Annotated in this window: 16 protein-coding genes; 5 read left to right on the forward strand and 11 right to left on the reverse strand. The window is 65.4% G+C overall.

The features are described 5' to 3' along the window. Positions 1-46: 46 nt before the first annotated feature. Positions 47-1,453, forward strand: a complete 1,407-nt coding sequence (locus EPO50_RS01680) for a malonyl-CoA decarboxylase family protein (protein WP_296340904.1) — start codon at positions 47-49, stop codon at positions 1,451-1,453. 23 nt (positions 1,454-1,476) lie between these two features. Here EPO50_RS01680 and EPO50_RS01685 read toward each other — a convergent pair whose 3' ends face one another. From EPO50_RS01685 to paaG, 3 genes are read right to left on the reverse strand one after another with little or no spacing between them, the layout of a single operon-like run. After that, positions 1,477-2,409, reverse strand: coding sequence for an SMP-30/gluconolactonase/LRE family protein (locus EPO50_RS01685; protein WP_296340905.1), 933 nt, complete (start codon positions 2,407-2,409; stop codon positions 1,477-1,479). A 12-nt stretch (positions 2,410-2,421) separates the two neighbouring features. Beyond that, positions 2,422-3,210, reverse strand: a complete 789-nt coding sequence (locus tag EPO50_RS01690; protein ID WP_296340906.1) for an enoyl-CoA hydratase-related protein — start codon at positions 3,208-3,210, stop codon at positions 2,422-2,424. 10 nt (positions 3,211-3,220) lie between these two features. Further along, positions 3,221-4,018: a 2-(1,2-epoxy-1,2-dihydrophenyl)acetyl-CoA isomerase PaaG gene (gene paaG / locus EPO50_RS01695; RefSeq protein ID WP_296340907.1), complete on the reverse strand. Its 798-nt coding sequence runs from the start codon at positions 4,016-4,018 to the stop codon at positions 3,221-3,223. A gap of 84 nt (positions 4,019-4,102) precedes the next feature. On the opposite strand from paaG, the gene EPO50_RS01700 reads away from it, so the two are divergent. Further along, on the forward strand, positions 4,103-4,549 hold the full coding sequence (locus EPO50_RS01700) for a flavodoxin domain-containing protein (RefSeq protein WP_296340908.1): 447 nt from the start codon (positions 4,103-4,105) through the stop codon (positions 4,547-4,549). A 5-nt stretch (positions 4,550-4,554) separates the two neighbouring features. Here the strand turns inward: EPO50_RS01700 and EPO50_RS01705 are convergent, their stop codons facing one another. The 3 genes from EPO50_RS01705 to EPO50_RS01715 all read right to left on the reverse strand — a co-directional run bounded on the left by EPO50_RS01705 (position 4,555) and on the right by EPO50_RS01715 (position 7,986). Further along, the gene (locus EPO50_RS01705) at positions 4,555-5,736 is read right to left on the reverse strand and encodes an adenylate/guanylate cyclase domain-containing protein (protein WP_296340909.1); all 1,182 of its coding nucleotides are present in this window, start codon (positions 5,734-5,736) and stop codon (positions 4,555-4,557) included. 14 nt (positions 5,737-5,750) lie between these two features. Then, positions 5,751-6,647, reverse strand: coding sequence for an SDR family oxidoreductase (locus EPO50_RS01710; protein ID WP_296340910.1), 897 nt, complete (start codon positions 6,645-6,647; stop codon positions 5,751-5,753). Positions 6,648-6,735: 88 nt separating this feature from the next. Continuing rightward, on the reverse strand, positions 6,736-7,986 hold the full coding sequence (locus tag EPO50_RS01715; protein WP_296340911.1) for a thiolase family protein: 1,251 nt from the start codon (positions 7,984-7,986) through the stop codon (positions 6,736-6,738). A gap of 84 nt (positions 7,987-8,070) precedes the next feature. Here EPO50_RS01715 and EPO50_RS01720 point away from each other — a divergent pair, with 84 nt between their 5' ends. Further along, a complete protein-coding gene (locus EPO50_RS01720) occupies positions 8,071-9,474 on the forward strand; it encodes an FAD-linked oxidase C-terminal domain-containing protein (protein WP_296340912.1) in 1,404 nt (467 codons plus the stop codon). Here EPO50_RS01720 and EPO50_RS01725 read toward each other — a convergent pair. The 5 genes from EPO50_RS01725 to EPO50_RS01745 form a co-directional block, all read right to left on the reverse strand. Continuing rightward, on the reverse strand, positions 9,467-11,320 hold the full coding sequence (locus EPO50_RS01725) for an acyl-CoA synthetase (RefSeq protein ID WP_296340913.1): 1,854 nt from the start codon (positions 11,318-11,320) through the stop codon (positions 9,467-9,469). The two genes, EPO50_RS01720 and EPO50_RS01725, sit on opposite strands and share 8 nt — an antisense overlap. 131 nt (positions 11,321-11,451) lie before the next feature. Next, on the reverse strand, positions 11,452-11,799 hold the full coding sequence (locus EPO50_RS01730) for a RidA family protein (RefSeq protein ID WP_296340914.1): 348 nt from the start codon (positions 11,797-11,799) through the stop codon (positions 11,452-11,454). Between the two features lie 39 nt (positions 11,800-11,838). Beyond that, positions 11,839-12,186, reverse strand: a complete 348-nt coding sequence (locus tag EPO50_RS01735; protein ID WP_296340915.1) for a RidA family protein — start codon at positions 12,184-12,186, stop codon at positions 11,839-11,841. Beyond that, positions 12,186-13,766, reverse strand: a complete 1,581-nt coding sequence (locus tag EPO50_RS01740) for a peptide chain release factor 3 (protein ID WP_296341004.1) — start codon at positions 13,764-13,766, stop codon at positions 12,186-12,188. Before EPO50_RS01740 ends, EPO50_RS01735 begins: the two co-directional genes overlap by 1 nt. An 89-nt stretch (positions 13,767-13,855) precedes the next feature. Next, complete coding sequence (locus tag EPO50_RS01745; RefSeq protein ID WP_296340916.1) at positions 13,856-15,667, reverse strand: ABC-F family ATP-binding cassette domain-containing protein; 1,812 nt, start codon at positions 15,665-15,667, stop codon at positions 13,856-13,858. 66 nt (positions 15,668-15,733) lie between these two features. Between EPO50_RS01745 and EPO50_RS01750 the strand changes: the two genes are divergently transcribed. Then, complete coding sequence (locus EPO50_RS01750; protein WP_296340917.1) at positions 15,734-16,684, forward strand: hypothetical protein; 951 nt, start codon at positions 15,734-15,736, stop codon at positions 16,682-16,684. Next, positions 16,656-17,027, forward strand: a complete 372-nt coding sequence (locus EPO50_RS01755; RefSeq protein WP_296340918.1) for a DUF1491 family protein — start codon at positions 16,656-16,658, stop codon at positions 17,025-17,027. Before EPO50_RS01750 ends, EPO50_RS01755 begins: the two co-directional genes overlap by 29 nt. Positions 17,028-17,030: the final 3 nt, after the last annotated feature.

Below are 17,030 nucleotides of genomic sequence, written 5' to 3' on the forward strand. Positions count from 1 at the left end.
TTGTGACGCCACTGGAGTGACACGTTTGCCGTGACATAATCGGTGAATGGCACTCGCTCTCTCCTCGACGGTTTCCAGCACGGTCGACCGCACGCTCGAACGTTTGCGCAACGCCTTCATCGATACCGCCCGCGGCGCTCGCGAGGCGGTCGGCGCCCCCTTGCGTGCCGATCTGCCCGACGACGACATCCCGCGACTGAAGGGCCGTATCGACGCCTGCCTCGAAGCCAAGGGCGGCGAGACCGCAAGCCGCCGCCGTGCCGCCGAGCTGGGGCAGGCTTACCTGTCGCTGTCGGCGACCGGCCGGCGCAAGTTTCTGCTCACCCTCGCCCACGACTATGGCCTGTCACGCGAGACGGCCGTCGCACGGGTCGATCGGTGGCGTGCCGGCAAGGAACCCGCACGCGCCCTGACGCGGCTCCTCGAGCCGCCGGCAGTGCGCCTGCTGCGCGAGTTCGTGGGCGTGCCGCAGGGCGTGAAGTTCGTCGTCGACCTGCGCGCCGAGCTGATGACGCTGGGCAAGACCGACACCGCCGCCCGGGCGCTGAGCGAAGACCTGCGGCCGCTGCTCGCGGCCTGGTTTGATGTCGGCTTCCTCGACCTGGTGCGCATCGACTGGCGCTCCTCGGCGGCGCTGCTCGAGAAGCTGGTCGACTACGAGGCCGTCCATGCCATCCGCTCCTGGCGCGACCTCAAGAATCGCCTGGACTCCGACCGGCGCTGTTTCGCCTTCTTCCATCCGCGCATGCCCGACGAGCCGCTGATCTTCGTCGAGGTGGCGCTGGTCGACGGCATGGCGGGCAACGTGCAGCGCCTGCTCGACGCACGCGACGAGACGGCCGATCCCAAGCGGGCCAACACGGCGATCTTCTACTCGATCTCCAACTGCCAGCAGGGCCTGGCCGGCATCAGCTTCGGCAACTTCCTGATCAAGCGCGTCGCCGAGCAACTGGCGCGCGAGCTGCCCAATATCAAAGATTTCGCCACCCTCTCGCCGATCCCGGGGTTGCGCCGGCACATCGACGACCGGCTGAAGAACGAGGGCGACGCCGTGCTGACGGCGGCAGAGATCTCCTCGCTGGCGCCCGTCATCGACAAGGCGCGCGGTGCCGCTGCCGTACGTCAGTTGCTCGATCGGCCGAGCTGGTGGGAGGTGCCGGCGATCGACAAGTCGTTGCGGCCGATTCTGACACGGCTGGCCGCACGCTACCTCACGTCGACCGACGAGAAAGCTCGCGCCGTCGATCGTGTGGCCCATTTCCATCTTGGCAATGGTGCAATCGTCGAGCGGCTGAACTGGCTCGCCGACACCAGCAGTAACGGATTGAAGCAGTCCTACGCGATGATGGTGAACTATCGCTACAAGCTCGGAGACGTCGACGACAACCACGAGGACTATGCCAATGGCAAGGTCGTCGCGAGCCGCGAGGTCCGGGCGCAGGCAAAGGGTTAAGGGGGCGCGAGCCCCCTTCCCGGTTACTTGTTCAGATACTCGAGCTTCAGGCCCGGCCGCGGCCACTCGAAGCTGACGAGCTTGCCGGTCATCGACAACGTCGCATAGGCAGTACGCAGGTCCTTGCCGCCGAAGCAGACGTTGGTGACCATCGGATCGGGCAGCTTGTATTGCGTCACCGACTTGCCGTCGGGCGAGATGTCGGAAACGGCGCCGGTAATCAGTGTCGCCACGCAGATATGGCCCTGCGAATCGACGGCCAGTGAATCGAACATCTGGTAGCCGCCGAGGCCCGCGATGACACGGCCCTTCTCGCCGCGATAGGGGCCGTTGGCGTCCTTGATGACGCCTGGCGCGGAAAGCTCGAACGCCCAGACGCGCGCGGTCGGCGTCTCCACGACATAGAGCGTCTTGCCGTCGGGCGAGAGGCCGCAGCCGTTGGGCCGCTCCAGCGGGAAAACCTTCTCCTCGATCTTCGAGCCGTCGGCCTTGGCGTAGTAGACAGCGCCGCGATCATTGTCGCGCTCGCGGGTCTTGCCGAGGTCGGTGAACCAGAAGCCGCCGGCATCGTCGAACACCAGGTCGTTCGGGCCATTCAGCTTCCGCCCATCGCAGGAATCGTAGAGTGTCTCAAACTTGCCCGTCTCGGGATCGACGACCTGGATCGAACCGCCCTTGTAGGAGGCAGGCTGCGTGCCGGGAAAGAGTCGGCCATCCGGCCGCTCGATCCAGTTGAAGCCGCCGTTGTTGGTCACGTAGATCTTGCCGCCTGGCCCCATCGCCGCGCCGTTGGGACCGCCGCCCAGCTTGGCGATGATGTGCTGTTTGCCGTCAGGCATGACGCGGGTCAGCGTCTCGCGCGCAATCTCGACCAGGATCACCGAGCCATCTGGCATGGCCACGGGGCCTTCCGGAAATTTGAGGCCCGAGGCGATCTCCTTGTGCGGGGTCGTCATTCTGCTTTCTCCCTATTTGCCCTTGAACGCGGGCTTGCGCTTGGCGAGGAAGGCCGCGACGCCTTCCTTGAAGTCCTCGCTACGGCCGAGTTCGCGCTGGAAGTCACGCTCGACATCCAGCTGCTGGGAGAGCGTGTTGCCGCTGGCGCGGCCCATCGCTTCCTTGATGCGGGCCAGCGACATCGTCGGTCCGTCGGCCAGCCGCCGTGCCAGCTCGTTCGCCGACTTCATCAGTTCGCCGTCCTCGACGACGTCCCAGATCAAACCCCAGTCCTTGGCCTGCTGCGCGGTGATCTGCGGCGCCAGCATCGCCAACGCACGAGCACGCTGCTCGCCGACCAGCCGCGGCAGGAACCACGTGCTGCCACCATCCGGCAGGAGGCCGATGCGGGCGAAAGCCTGCAGGAAGGTGGCCGACTTGGCGGCGACCGCGATATCGGCGGCCAGAGCGAAGCTCATGCCGACGCCGGCTGCCGGCCCGTTCACAGCCGCGACGATCGGCTTGGGGATGCTGCGCATCAACCGGATCACCGGATTGAAGAACTTTTCGAGAGCGGCGCCTGAATCCGCGACCTCGCCCTTCTCGCGATCAGGATCGGCGAGATCGGCGCCCGCACAGAAGCCACGACCTGCTCCTGTCAGCAGCACCGCACGCACCGATCCATCGGCCGCCAGATCCTCCCAGCAGGTCTTGAGCTCGGCGATCATCTTGCGTGAGACGGCGTTCAACCGGTCGGGGGAATTCAGCGTCAGAGTGGCGAGGCCGTCGGCCTTGGTGATCTGGATCTTCTCGTAGGTCATTGTCTTCTTCTCAGTGTCCGGTGAACTGGGCGGGGCGTTTGGCGAGGAAGGCTGCAACCCCTTCCTTGAAATCGGCACTGCGGCCGAGCTCGCGCTGGCTATCGCGCTCGAGATCGAGTTGCTGGTCGAGCGTGTTGGTGGCTGCCAGATCAATCGCCTTCTTGATGGCGGCATAGGAACGCGTCGGGCCGGTCGCGAGCTTGCGCGCAACCTTGATGGCTTCGTCCATCAGCGCGGCATCATCGACGACCTGCCAGACCATGCCCATGCGCTCGGCTTCCTCGGCCGGCACTGAGCTGCCGAGCATGGCGAGAGCGCGCGCACGGGCGTCGCCCACCGTGTGCGGCAGGAACCATGTGCCCCCCAGATCGGGTATCAGCGAGATACGCACAAAGGCCTGATCGAAGCGCGCCGAGCGCGCGGCCACCACGATATCGCAGGCCAGCGCCAGATTGGCCCCGCCGCCCGCTGCCACGCCATTGACGGCGGCAACGATGGGCTTGGGCAGCTCGCGCATGGCGCGGATCATGGGATTGAAGATGCGGTCCATCACGGCACCGACGTCACGCTCGCCTGATGTCGTCGGATCGCCGGGCCCCGGACCAGCCAGATCGGCGCCGGCGCAGAAGCCTCGGCCTGTACCCGTCAACAGGATGGCGCGGACCGCGTCATCCTCGCGGGCGCGCTTCAACTGGACGTTCATGGCCTCGATCAGCGGGTGGCTCATGGCGTTCAACCGCGTCGGCCGGTTGAGCGTAAGGGTCAGGACGCCGCCCTCCAGAGCGGCCAATACGGGCGTTTCTTCCATGGGGCCGGAGACTGGCATGGGTCCTGGAGCCGCGCCATCCGGTCGCGTCGCATGGCGGCACACCCTCCCGTATGTCCGATGGGGATGGCCACGATCCTGATCCTGGTCGGCACCGAATCGGGCAATGCCCAGATGGTGGCCGACGCGCTGAAGCCCGTACTCGCCGAGGCCGGACACGCGGTCGACGTTACGGACAAGGCCGCGACCTTTGCCGATCTGCAGGCCCACGATGTGCTGCTGGTGGTCTGCGCCACGCACGGCTCGGGGGACATCCCGACCAACATCCTGCCGCTGGTCGAAACCCTGGAGCGGGAGAAGTCCGATCTGTCAGGTCATCGCTACGGAGTCATCGCACTCGGCGACATGACTTATCAGGATACTTTCTGCGGAGGCGGCAAGAAGGTCGATCAGGTGCTCGAACTCTGCGGCGCCAGGAAGGTCGGCGAACGGCTCGAAGTCGATGCCTCGACGCAGCCCCTGCCCGACGAGGAAGCATTGGCTTGGATCGAAGGCTGGAAGACGCAAGTCTGAGGCCGTCACTCCGGCAGAGTGAAGATCTCGACGGGCTTGGGAACGCCGCGCAGACGGTGAACGCCGAGCGACTTCATCGGCTGCGGGCAATTCTCGTTGAACTCGGCGGACGCACAGACCTTCACGCCGAGCGCCTTGGTCAATCCTTCCAGGCGAGAGGCGCGATTGACGGCCGCCCCGATCACCGTGAAGTCGAGCCTGTCTTCCGTGCCGATATTGCCGAAGGTTACATCGCCGACGTGCAGGCCGATGCCGAAACGCAGCAACTCTCGGCCGCCGGCCGCGCGCGCCTCGTTCGCCGCCTCGGCATCGTTGAGGAGTTGACGTGCGGCCCCGAGAGCCGCAGCCGTCACCATCGGCAGGAAGAGTGCATCCTCGGCCGGGAAATACCCCATTACGCCATCGCCGATGAATTTCAGGATCTCGCCGCCGTGTGAGGAGAGCGCATCGCCGACGAGTTGGAAGTAGTTGTTCAGGAGTTCCAGCACCTCGGCAGGGGGCAGCCGCTCGTTGAGGCCGGTGAAGTCGCGCATGTCGGAGAACCACAGGACGGCGCGGATCTCCTCGCCTTCGCCGCGGCGGATCGCGCCGTTCAACACGCGCTCGCTGATCTGGTGGCCGAGATAGGTGTTGGTCACCGTGTCGGCGACGCCATGCTCGATGTGCATCTCGGTCACCGCGCCCATCATGTCGACCAGACGGCCCAGGTCCTCGACGTCGGCGTCGCTAAAGCCTTCCTTACGATCAGTTGCGAAACTGACGACGGGCAGCGGACCTTTGCGCGAGATGCGCATGGGCACGGCGAGGTAATCGGTGCCGCCGTCGGATTTCAACTCCTGCAGCAGGATGTGATGCTTGTCCGTGATCTTGTCGAGCCGGTAGCGCACTTCACGGCCCTGCTCGCGCGCCTCCTGCAGCGGGCTGCCGATATAGGAGGGCGTGAACTGGATGCCGTAAGCGCGTGCAATCGATTGCACGTGTTCACCGCGCCGCCACATGTAGCCCATGGCCTGAAGCTGCGGATGGATGAGCTGCAGGCCAATGTAGAACCGCCATACCGGCAGGCCCGTCTGCACGACCTTCTCCATCAGCTTCTCGATGAAGACCGACGGGGAAGCGACGAGACGACCCTCACGGGCGAGCCAATCGGCGACCGGCGCCAGACGGTCGCCTACCGGTGGCGGCATGGAGAGCGCGGCGGTCAGGAGCCGCCCACGACTGCTGCAACCTCTTCGCCAGAGGTGCGGAACACGCGGCTCGCCGAGACGTCGGCGATCTTCTCGATATTGTCGACGACGTCTTCGATCGTCGGTGCCCGACCCGCGATGCGCAGGCCCTCGGCCTCGCGATATTCGATACGGGCAAAGGTGCCGGCGCCGGCGCTCCAGATGTCGCCGGTGCGCTGGCACTGCTCGGAGCAGAGATAAGCAACCATCGGCGAGACGAACTCGGGCCTGAGCTTGGCCAGCGCCTCCGGCGTCATCAGGCTCTCGGTCATGCGCGTCGCAGCCACCGGCGCCAGCGCGTTGATGAGGACGTTGTACTTCTGGCCCTCGAGACGCAGCGAGTTCATGAAGCCCACCACGGCGAGCTTGGCGCCGCCGTAGTTCGCCTGACCGAAGGTGCCGTAGATGCCCGAGTTGGACGAGGTCACCACGACCCGGCCATAGGCGTTGGCGCGCATGATCGGCCAGGCAGCGTGCGTCACGTAGGCGGTGCCGAGGAAATGCACCTTCACGACGAACTCGAAATCCTCGACCGTCATGTTGTGGAAGGTCTTGTCGCGCAGCACGCCGGCATTGTTCACGACGATGTCGACAGTGCCGTAGGTATCAACGGCAGTCTTTACGATGTTGGCAGCGCTCTTGGGATCGGCGACCGAATCGTAGTTCGGCACGGCCTGCCCGCCCGCCGCCTTGATTTCGGCCACGACCTTGTCGGCAGCAGCGTGGTCGCCGCCCTTGCCATCGACGGCCCCGCCCGGATCGTTCACCACCACCTTGGCGCCGCGGCTGGCCAGCAGCAGCGCATGCGCGCGGCCGAGCCCGTTTCCAGCGCCGGTAACGATGGCGACGCGATTATCGAAGCGGACAGTCATTGCCTTATCTCTCCCCAAATGCACAAACCGGGAGAGTTCTTGGATCTCACCGGGACGGAGACACCATGTCGGATGTTTCGTCCCGGTTTCAAGAGCGTTGCAGGATCACCACCGATGCAACGGCCTCTTCCATGCCGATGACGCCACCACCGTTCTCTGCCAGTGCGATCTCCGCGCCTTTGACCTGACGCGCGCCGGCCTCGCCACGAAGCTGCGTCGCAAGCTCTGCCAGCATGGAGAGGCCGGTGGCGCCCACCGGATGGCCTTTGGAAACGAGCCCGCCGGAGGTGTTCACCGGCAGCTTACCGCCCGGCCCCGTCGCGCCCGACTCGATGAACTTTCCGCCTTCACCCTCGGGGCAGAAGCGCAGCATCTCGCACTGGTAAACCTCGCAGAAGCTGGTGGCGTCGTGGACTTCGGCGACGTCGATGTCCTCGGGCTTCAGGCCCGCCATCTTGTAGGCCTTGTCGCCCGCCGCACGTGTCAGGCCGGGCTCGTCGAGATTGCGGTACTTGCCGCCAGAGAAACCCACGCCGGCAATGCGCACGGCGCGTTCCTGGACCGCCTTGGGCAGCTTCTCGAGATATTCCTTGGAACAGAGCAGCGCCGCCGCCGCGCCATCGCCAATCGGCGCGCACATCGCACGCGTCAGCGGAAACGACACTGGCCGATCTTCCATCACCGACTGCGTCGTCATCTGGAAGCGATACTGCGCCTTCTCGTTCAGCGCACCGTAATTGTGGTTCTTGGCGGCACCGGCGGCGATCTGCGCCTGCGTCGTGCCGTACTTCCACATGTGCCACTTAGCCTGCATGGCATAGGTATCCATGAAGATCGTACGGTCGTCGCCCGGCTTGAACTCCGAACCGACCATCTTGCCGACCCGGTTCATCTCCTCGACCAGCCGGTCATGCTGGCTGGTGATGTAGCCCTGGTTGAAGAGGCCCGCCGTGCGCTCCGGCGCCTCGGGGCTGAAGAGCTTCTCGACGCCGATGCAGAACGAAAGCTCATGCGTGCCGGCCAGCACGTCCTTCCAGGCGCCCATGAAGGCGGTCGAGGCGGTGGCGCAGGCATTCTCGACGTTGAACATCGGCACGCGCTCAGGGAAGAGCCCCTCCTCGACCAGCGGCTGGAACAGAGCCTGCCCGCGGATCGAGTTCTGGCCCCAGAAGCCCATGCCGCAATTGCCCAGCCAGCCCGATTCAATGTCCGCACCGGTCTTCATGCCGGCGTCCGACAGCGTGCCGAGATAGGCCTCACGGGCGAGGTCGCCGAAGCTCAGGCCGGGGTGCTTCTTGAAGACGGTCGTGTAGGCGCCGATCACATAGACGTCGCGCATGGGTGCGTTTCCTCGGTTTGGCTTCAGGTTGGCTTTCCCGCCATTTGAGCGTATCCAAAGGGCTTCCGCTAGGAGAGAACCACCATGGCCGCTCAGGCCCAGGCAAAAGCCCCCAACGTCGATGCCACCATCGCCGAGTTGAAGAAGCTCTTTGGCGATCGCGTCAGCACCGCGCACGCCGTGCGCGAGCAGCACGGCAAGGATATTTCGTTTCACGAAGCGCACCTGCCGGACGCAGTGGTCTTCGCCGAATCGGCCGAGGAAGTGCAGCAGATCGTGCAGCTCTGCGCCCGCCTCAAGACACCGATCATCCCCTTCGGCACCGGCACCTCGCTGGAAGGCCATATCAGCGCGCCCAACGGTGGCATCTCGCTCGACGTCAGCCGCATGAACAAGGTGCTGGCCGTGAACGAGGCCGACCTCGACGTGATCGTGCAGCCCGGCGTTACGCGCAAGCAGCTCAACGAATATATCCGCGACACCGGCCTGTTCTTCCCGATCGATCCCGGCGCCGATGCCTCGATCGGCGGCATGACCAGCACGCGTGCATCCGGCACCAACGCCGTGCGCTACGGCACGATGCGCGAGAACGTGCTGTCGCTGCAGGTCGTGACGGCAGACGGCCGCCTGATGCGACTGGGCCGTCGCTCGCGCAAGTCGAGCGCCGGCTATGATCTCGTGAAGCTGTTCGTGGGCTCCGAGGGAACGCTCGGCGTCATCACCGAGATCACCTTGCGCTTGTACGGCATGCCCGAGTCGATGGTGTCCGCGACCTGCGCCTTCGATTCGCTGGAAGGTGCCGTCAATACCGTCATCCAGACCATCCAGTCCGGCATTCCCGTCGCCCGCATCGAGCTGATGGACACCGAGACGGTCGACACGGTCAACAAGTACTCGAAGCTCACTCTGCCGGCGAAGAACCTGCTCCTGCTGGAGTTCCACGGCACCGAGGCCGGCACGAAGGAACAGGCCGAGATGGTTCAGGCCCTGGCGGCCGAACATGGCGGTGGCGACTTTGCCTGGACGAGCCAGGCCGAGGAACGGACCAAGATGTGGCAGGCCCGCCACGATGCGGCTTGGGCGGCCAAGTCGGCGCGGCCCGGCTGGGGGATGTGGGCGACCGACGTCTGTGTGCCGATCTCGCGCCTCGCCGAATGCATCCTCGAGACGCAGAAGGACATCCAGAAGAACGGTATCTATGCGCCGATCGTGGGTCACGTAGGCGATGGCAACTTCCATCTCACGATGATGATCAATCCCGACGACCCGACTTACCTGCCCAAGGCCGAAGCGCTGAACGACCGCATGATCGCGCGCGCTTTGTCTCTCGGCGGCACCTGCACCGGCGAGCATGGTGTCGGTATGGGCAAGATCAAGTTCCTGTACGAGGAACACGGCGAGGCCGTGTCGCTGATGCGCTCGATCAAGAAAGCACTCGACCCGGACAACATCATGAACCCGGGCAAGATCATCGGACCGATCAACTGACCTTCACGACGTGGCGGATCTGAAAGCCGCCCAGGAGCTCGGCGCAGCGTTTGGCGATCACCTCGCCTGACGCTCCCGCGGCCCTGACCTCGGCCAGCGTGCCGTAGGTCGGATCGTTGCGCACCGTCACCTCGGCCTTCACGCCTTCGGCCTTAAGCGGCGCCAGCGCCGCCTCGAACGCCCTCTGTGCGGCATCGAGCCTGAGCGCCGGCTTGAATATCTTGCCGACGCCGGTCACAGGCATCACCGGTATCGGCACGACCTGCACGGGAACGGCAGCGCGTTCCGGAATCTCCTTGCGGCAGAATTCCCGAAGTTCTTCAGGTGTCGCCTGCTTGCCGGGCCGCAACTGCACGAAAGCCATCGGCAATTCACCGGCATAGGCGTCCGGCAACCCGACCGCGGCCGCCGTCTCGACTGCTGGGTGGCGCGTCAATGCCTCTTCGATCATCACGGGGTCGATGTTGTGGCCGCCGCGGATGATCAGGTCCTTCGAGCGCCCGGTGAGCCACAGATATCCGTCGGCATCGAGTCGGCCGAGATCGCCGGAATCGAGCCAGCCATCGGCAAGCATGGCGCCCTCGTTGTGGCGCGGGTTGAGGTAACCCGGCGTCACCTGCGGCCCCCGCATCAGCACATGGCCGATCTCGCCCAAGCCACAGTCGCGACGGATCGCGCCATCCGAACCGACATCGGCCACGCGGACCTCGAGGTAAGGCAACCGAAGGCCCACCGACCCGGCGCGACGCTCGCCGTGTGCTGGATTCATCGTCGAATAGCAGTGCACCTCGGTCATGCCGTAACCCTCGACCACCGGGATGCCGAACTCCTGTTCGATTCGCCGGATCAGCTCCACGGGCACGGTCGACCCGCCGCTGACGAAACCCTTCAGCGCGCTCAAGTCGTGGCCCTCGCGGGTGACATTCATGATGGCGGCCAGCGTCGTTGGCACCGCGCCGCCCAGCGTCACCTTGTGGCGTTCGACAATGCTCCAATAGTCGCGCACGACGTTGGGATTGCGCGCGCCGAGCGGCGTGGGAATCACGACGGTCCAACCGCTCGCAACCGGCGACAGCGCCCCGAAGATCGAGCCACCGACGTGGAATTGCGGCAGCGGATTGAGCAGAACGGCGCCCGGTTCGAGGCCGAAAGGCAGCGCATTGGTCCACGCCGCAAGCGCCAGCGCCCCATGCGTGTGCTGGGCGAGCTTCGGCAGTCCCGTGGTGCCACCAGTATGGAACAGCGCGGCGACGGTATCCCGTCCGAGCTTCTTGGGTGCCACCAGCCGATCGCCAAGCTGCTGGGCACAAGCCGCCTCGAACTCCACCACACCAGACACAGGCGCACTTGCCTGGCCACCGACGCGGAACACTTTCAGCTCTGGCAACGCGGCACGGATCGCTTCCACCTTCGGCCAGATGTCGGGGAAGATCGAGGCGTCGACCGCAATGAGCGCCTTGGCCCGCGCCTCCTTCATGATGCCGGCGATCTGCGAGGCATCGAGGAAGTAGTTCACGGGATTGGCGACAGCGCCTACTTCCGCGCCCCAGAGCGCAAAGAAGGTTTCGGGCACCGACGGCATCAGCAGCGTCACCGTATCATCGGGGCCGATGCCATGGGCATACAGAAGGTTCGCGGTCTGCCGCACCGAGGACATCAGCTCGGCGAACGTGACATCGCGCACGGCATCGTCGGGGCCGGTACCGGCGAGATAGCGGATCGCGACCTGGGTTTTGTATGCCGTCGCCGCGTGCTGCAGCAGATCCAGCATGTTCCCATGCGTCACACGCTCCGCCACCGGCACTTTCTCGATTTCGGCGACATCCGCCTGCGTGCGAAATTTCATGGACGTTTCCTGCTCTGAGTTCTTGTTTGAACGGATATCAGCAGAGCAGGAAGTCCCTGTCACCAGAGGCACGTTCCCAATAAAAAAGGGCCGGCGATTGCCGGCCCTTCTTCCTTGACGATAGCGCAGGCTTACTTGGCAGCCTGCACCATGATCTCGACACTGAGACCGGGCGCTGCGAGCTTGGCCTCGACGGTGGCGCGGGCGGGCGCGTTACCGGGCGACACCCAGGCATCCCACACTTCGTTCATCTGGCTCCAGGTGGAGATGTCCGTCAGCCAGATGTTGGCCGACAGGATCTTCGACTTGTCGGTGCCGGCCTCGGCCAGGAACTTGTCGATCTTCGCCAGGATCTGGGCGGTCTGGCCCTTCACGTCGGCCTTGGCATCGTCGGCGGTCAGGCCGGCGAGATAGACGGTATCGCCGTGGACCACCGCGCTGCTCATGCGCGGGCCAGCATTGATTCGCTTGACGCTCATTTCCTTCTCCTCCGTAAAATCGGCGGCGACCTTAGCAGACTAGATCGCCGCGACGACCATGATTTCTATTTTCATCTTCGGGTCGTTGAGTTTGGCCTGAACCGTCGCGCGGGCTGGGGTCTGACCGGGCACGACCCAGGCATCCCACACTGCGTTCATGGCGGCGAAGTCGGAAATATCGGCCAGCCAGATCACGGCGCTCAGGATCTTCGTCTTGTCGCTACCGCCCTTGGCCAGCAGCGAATCGATTTCCGCCAGCGTCTGCTCCACCTGACTGGTGATGTCGCGCGACGTGTCTTCAGGGATCATGCCTGAGCAATGGATACGATTGCCCTTGATGACGGCCTCGCTCATGCGCGGACCGGGATCGATGTGCGTCAGGGTCATTACGAACGCTCGCGAATATCGGAGAACTTGATCTTGGGGGAGCGCTCGGCGATGTAGCCCAGCTCCCAGGCGTTGCGGGCCAGGAAGACCGGCGAACCGTCGCGATCCTCGGACATGCCGCCGCGGTTCGCCGACATGAAGGCTTCGAGATCGGCCTTGGTCTCGGCCGAGATCCAGCGCGCCGTCTCGAAGGGTGCCGGTTCGAGATCGATCTTCACCTGGTATTCAGCCTCGACGCGGGTCTTGAGCACATCGAGCTGCAATTCGCCCACCACGCCCACGATATGGTCGCCGCCGATCACGCGCCGGAACACCTGGGTCACGCCCTCTTCCGCCAGATCGTCGAGCGCGCGCTTGAGCTGCTTGGACTTCATCGGGTCCTCGAGCCGCACGCGACGCAAGATTTCCGGTGCGAAGTTCGGGATGCCGACGATCTTGATCGTCTCGCCTTCGGTCAGCGTGTCGCCGACACGCAGCACGCCGTGATTGGGCACGCCGATGATGTCGCCCGGCCAGGCCTCGTCGACGATCTCGCGTTCGCGGGCAAAGAACAGGATCGGCGAATTGACCGACAGCGTCTTACCCGTGCCCATCTGCGTCAGCTTCATGCCGCGGCGGAACTTGCCACTGCACAGGCGCAGGAACGCAATGCGATCACGGTGATTGGGGTCCATGTTGGCCTGGACCTTGAACACGAAGCCCGAGACTTTGGGTTCGGTCGGTTCGATCGGTCGCGGCTCGGCGGGCTGCGGCCGCGGCGGCGGCGCCCAGGCCGCCAGCGCGTCGAGAAGCTCGCGCACCCCGAAATTGTTGTAGGCGCTGCCGAAGAACACCGGCGTCAGATGACCGCCGCGATAGGACTCGATCTCGAAAGCAGGATAGCCAGCGCGTACCAGTTCCACGTCTTCGGCAAGCTTGGCGTACTGCTCCGCTGGCAGCGATTTCGCCAGGGCCGGATCCTCGATGCCTTCGTACTCGACCGTCTCGCCGATGCGCTCGCGATCGGCGGCGTCGAAGATCAGCATGCGATCGTTGGCGAGATCGTAGGTGCCCTTGAAGGTCTGGCCGGAACCAGCCGGCCAGCTCATCGGCGTCACGTCGAGCGCCAGGGTCGAAGCGATCTCGTCCAGCAGTTCGATGGGATCCTTGCTCTCGCGATCCATCTTGTTGATGAACGTGACGATCGGCACGTCGCGCAGGCGGCAGATCTCGAACAGCTTGCGCGTGCGGGCTTCGATGCCCTTGGCCGCGTCGATCACCATGACGGCCGAGTCAACTGCGGTCAGGGTGCGATAGGTGTCCTCGCTGAAGTCTTCGTGGCCTGGCGTATCGAGCAAATTGAAGACCGCGCCGCCATACTCGAAGTGCATCACCGAGGTGGTGACCGAGATGCCGCGCTGCTGCTCGATCTTCATCCAGTCCGAGCGTGCCCGTCGGGCCTCACCACGCGCCTTGACCGCGCCCGCGACATGGATGGCGCCGCCGAACAGCAGCAGCTTCTCGGTCAGCGTGGTCTTGCCGGCGTCGGGATGGGAGATGATCGCGAACGTGCGCCTGAGACCAGCGGGATGGCCGGCCAGGCGGGCGTCGAGATCGTGAGAAACAGCGGAATCGGGCACTTTGGGGGACCTTCGGGGGTGCGTGGGGGTACCCGACACCCCCTGCCCCGTCAACCCGCGCTCTTCAGCTCCTCGCGCAGCATTTCCAGCTCCAGCCACTCGTTTTCGGCTGCATCGAGCTCGGCCTGAGCGGTGCCGAGGCGGGCAGTCTTGGCGGCGAAGCTCTTGGGATCGCGCGTGTAGAGCGCAGGATCGGCCAAAGCCTCGTTGAGGGCTGTCATCTCGGCGTGCAGCGCGTCCATCTTCTTCGGCAGCTCGGCCAGCGCACGCTCGCGCTTGTAGCCAAGACGCTGTTTGGCAGGCGCCGCGTCACGTGGCGCGACGGCCGCCTTCTCCCGCCGGGCGGTCGGTGCAGGCGGCACCTCGCGCGGTCCACGCTGGATGAGATAGTCGCTGTAGCCGCCGGCATACTCGATGGCCGTGCCATCGCCTTCCAAGGCGATGGTCGACGTCACCAGCCGGTCGAGGAAATCGCGATCGTGGCTTACCAGCAGGACAGTGCCGTCATAGTCCGCCAGGGCCTCCTGCAGGAGGTCGAGCGTATCGGCATCGAGATCGTTGGTAGGCTCGTCGAGGACGATCAGGTTCGAGGGGGCGGCCAATGCCTTGGCGAGCAGCAGGCGGTTGCGCTCGCCGCCCGAGAGCGTGCGCACCGGCTGGCGCGCCTGCTCGTCACGAAACAGATACTCGCGCAGATAAGTCATCACGTGCCGCGGCTGACCGCGCACCAACACGTGGTCGTTACGGTCGGCCAGTATTTCCCAGGGCGTCTTGTCGGGATCGAGCGCGGTGCGGCGCTGATCGATCACCACCGGTATCAGATTGGCACCGAGCTTCACCGAGCCGGCATCAGGCTTAAGCTCGCCAATCAGCATGCGCAGGAGTGTCGTCTTGCCCGCGCCGTTCGGCCCAATCAGCCCGATGCGATCGCGGCGGAAGATGCGCGTGGAGAACTCACGCACGACGGTCTTGTCGCCCCAGCTCTTGGAGATGTTGCGAGCCGTGATGGCGAGCGCGCCCGACTGCTCGGCCGATCCTGTCTCGATGGTCGCACGCCCGACCGGGCCGATCTGCTGACGCCGTTGCTTGCGCAGCTCGCCGAGCGCCCGCAGGCGGCCCTCGTTGCGCGTACGGCGGGCGCGGATGCTCTTGCCGGCCCATTCCGTCTCGCGCTCGATCAGACGGTCGAGCTTGTGCCGCTCTGTCGCCTCGCGCTCCAGAATGTCGTTCGACCAGGCTTCGAACTCGGCATAGCCGCGGTCGAGGCGGCGGACGATGCCGCGGTCGAGCCACAGCACCGCGCGCGCCAGGTTGGTGAGGAAGCGCCGGTCATGGCTCACCAGCACATAGGCGCCCTTCCAGGCGGCCAACGTGGCTTCGAGCCATTCGATGGTCGGCAAGTCGAGATGGTTGGTCGGCTCGTCGAGCAGCAGCACATCGGGCTCGGCGACCAGAGCGCGTGCCAGTGCCGTCCGGCGGGCCTCACCGCCCGACAGTTCGGAGGGCGCCCGAGTCCCGTCGAGCTTGAGCTCGTCGAGCAGCGCTGCGACGCGATAGTCCGACGGCCCCAGCGAATCGGGCAGTGCCGAAGTAACGTAGTGCGCCACGGAGTCGTGGCCGGTGAAATCCGGCTCCTGCGGCAGGGTCGCGACCGTGGCGCCGGGTTGGGCGAAGCGCGTGCCCGAATCCGCAATCGGTTCGCCCGCCAGAATGCGCAGCAGAGTCGACTTGCCGGCGCCGTTGCGGCCGATCAGCGACAACCGCTCACCGGGCGCGATCGAAAGCTCGACGCCGTCGAGGATCGTCTGGCTGCCCAGCCGGTAGCGGATGTCCTGGAGTGCGAGAAGGGGCGGTTCGGCCATGAGGGTCGGTCTCTTGCCGGATGCCGACCGAGTGGGCAAGGGCAACCGGCAGCGGTAGGATCACGCATGCTGCGGGTCGTGGGGGAACCAAGACGTATCGACCGCGCCATCAAACGCCTGCAGGGCGCGTTGAAAGGCGTCCCTGCGCGCAGCGTGCGGCTCACCTGGCGTGGCGGAGAGCTACGCGCCACGATCCACTGGGCCCGTGACGATTCCTTCTGGTGGGCCATTGAGTCGCGACGGGCGAATGACGGCAATGCGGCCCGGCACGCGCTGCTCCTTGGGCATGCACCCGATCCGCCGACCAGGCGCGAAAGCATCACCTGCGAGATCAACCTGCCATGCGCCGGCGCCGACCGGAGGGTGGCGGGCATTGTCGTGGCGGACGACAGCGGCGCACTCTATCTCGCCCATTCCGGCCGTATGGGAGGCGCGCGGCCCGGCCAGCGCAAATCGGGTTTCCGCGACTTCCTGGACGATGGCGTGTGGCGGCAGGTCACCTGGCCGGACAGCAAGACCTCGGAGGCGTTGATCGTGGCGCCGCTCGCCAGCCCGCGACTGACCCGCCTGCTTGGCCAGTTCGTCGACTCGGTGCGCCGTTTCAAAGCCGGCGAGTCTTCCCGCGCTCACCTCAATCTTTGCGTCGAGCCGATGCAGGGCGATTCGACGATGACGGCCTGCGACCGCCGGCTGGTGGACGCAGCGCTACACGAAGAACTGGCCAAACGCGGCCTGTTCGGTGGTGCGCACGATCTCTTCTCACTGAAGGGCGAGCGGCCGCAGCCGCTGTTCGCCCTCGTGACCGATGGTCGGGCTGACGAGCTGGCGCTCGCGGTGGGCTCGTTATCGCTTGCCTCGGCGCGCAGCGGGCCCGATATCAGGCCCATCCTGATCGCACCGGCCGCGCTGGCCGACGGCGATGCGGCTCTCAACGCGCTCCCCTTCGCCTGTGTGCGCTTCCGCTGGCGCGGCGCGCGTGCTGTGTTCGATGGATTGGACGACGCGCTGGAAGGATGACGAGCCGATGGTGATGGGCCTGACGACCGGACTTTGGGTCAGCGCACAGGTGCGCCTGTGCGATCGTGCGTTCATTCCCGCGGCCGTCGTGCGGCGCGGTGACCCCGATGCCGGCACGGTGCTCCTGAAGATCAATCGCTTCGAAGCCGGCGTGACGGTCTACACCCAGGCCAGCACCTTCGACGACGAACCGGCCTGGAGCCGTGGCACTGGACTAGCGCCGGTCTCCGAACCAGACGCCGACGCCTACATCGCGCGCCAAGTGGCCCGCGATCCCGACCTCTGGGTCCTCGAAATCGAGGACCGCAAGGGTGAATACAAGATCGACGGAAAGGTCGTCTGACGC

Source organism: Reyranella sp. (genome assembly GCF_004297405.1).
Classification (GTDB): Bacteria; Pseudomonadota; Alphaproteobacteria; order Reyranellales; family Reyranellaceae; genus Reyranella.

Coding starts and splice junctions, on each gene's coding strand:
- EPO50_RS01700 (WP_296340908.1), top strand. CDS start 4,103: ATGGCCACGATCCTGATCCTGGTCGGCACCGAATCGGGCAATGCCCAG.
- EPO50_RS01690 (WP_296340906.1), bottom strand. CDS start 3,210: ATGACCTACGAGAAGATCCAGATCACCAAGGCCGACGGCCTCGCCACT.
- EPO50_RS01730 (WP_296340914.1), bottom strand. CDS start 11,799: ATGAGCGTCAAGCGAATCAATGCTGGCCCGCGCATGAGCAGCGCGGTG.
- EPO50_RS01725 (WP_296340913.1), bottom strand. CDS start 11,320: ATGAAATTTCGCACGCAGGCGGATGTCGCCGAAATCGAGAAAGTGCCG.
- EPO50_RS01710 (WP_296340910.1), bottom strand. CDS start 6,647: ATGACTGTCCGCTTCGATAATCGCGTCGCCATCGTTACCGGCGCTGGA.
- paaG (WP_296340907.1), bottom strand. CDS start 4,018: ATGGAAGAAACGCCCGTATTGGCCGCTCTGGAGGGCGGCGTCCTGACC.
- EPO50_RS01745 (WP_296340916.1), bottom strand. CDS start 15,667: ATGGCCGAACCGCCCCTTCTCGCACTCCAGGACATCCGCTACCGGCTG.
- EPO50_RS01685 (WP_296340905.1), bottom strand. CDS start 2,409: ATGACGACCCCGCACAAGGAGATCGCCTCGGGCCTCAAATTTCCGGAA.
- EPO50_RS01755 (WP_296340918.1), top strand. CDS start 16,656: ATGGATTGGACGACGCGCTGGAAGGATGACGAGCCGATGGTGATGGGC.
- EPO50_RS01680 (WP_296340904.1), top strand. CDS start 47: ATGGCACTCGCTCTCTCCTCGACGGTTTCCAGCACGGTCGACCGCACG.
- EPO50_RS01750 (WP_296340917.1), top strand. CDS start 15,734: ATGCTGCGGGTCGTGGGGGAACCAAGACGTATCGACCGCGCCATCAAA.
- EPO50_RS01720 (WP_296340912.1), top strand. CDS start 8,071: ATGGCCGCTCAGGCCCAGGCAAAAGCCCCCAACGTCGATGCCACCATC.
- EPO50_RS01705 (WP_296340909.1), bottom strand. CDS start 5,736: ATGCCGCCACCGGTAGGCGACCGTCTGGCGCCGGTCGCCGATTGGCTC.
- EPO50_RS01715 (WP_296340911.1), bottom strand. CDS start 7,986: ATGCGCGACGTCTATGTGATCGGCGCCTACACGACCGTCTTCAAGAAG.
- EPO50_RS01735 (WP_296340915.1), bottom strand. CDS start 12,186: ATGACCCTGACGCACATCGATCCCGGTCCGCGCATGAGCGAGGCCGTC.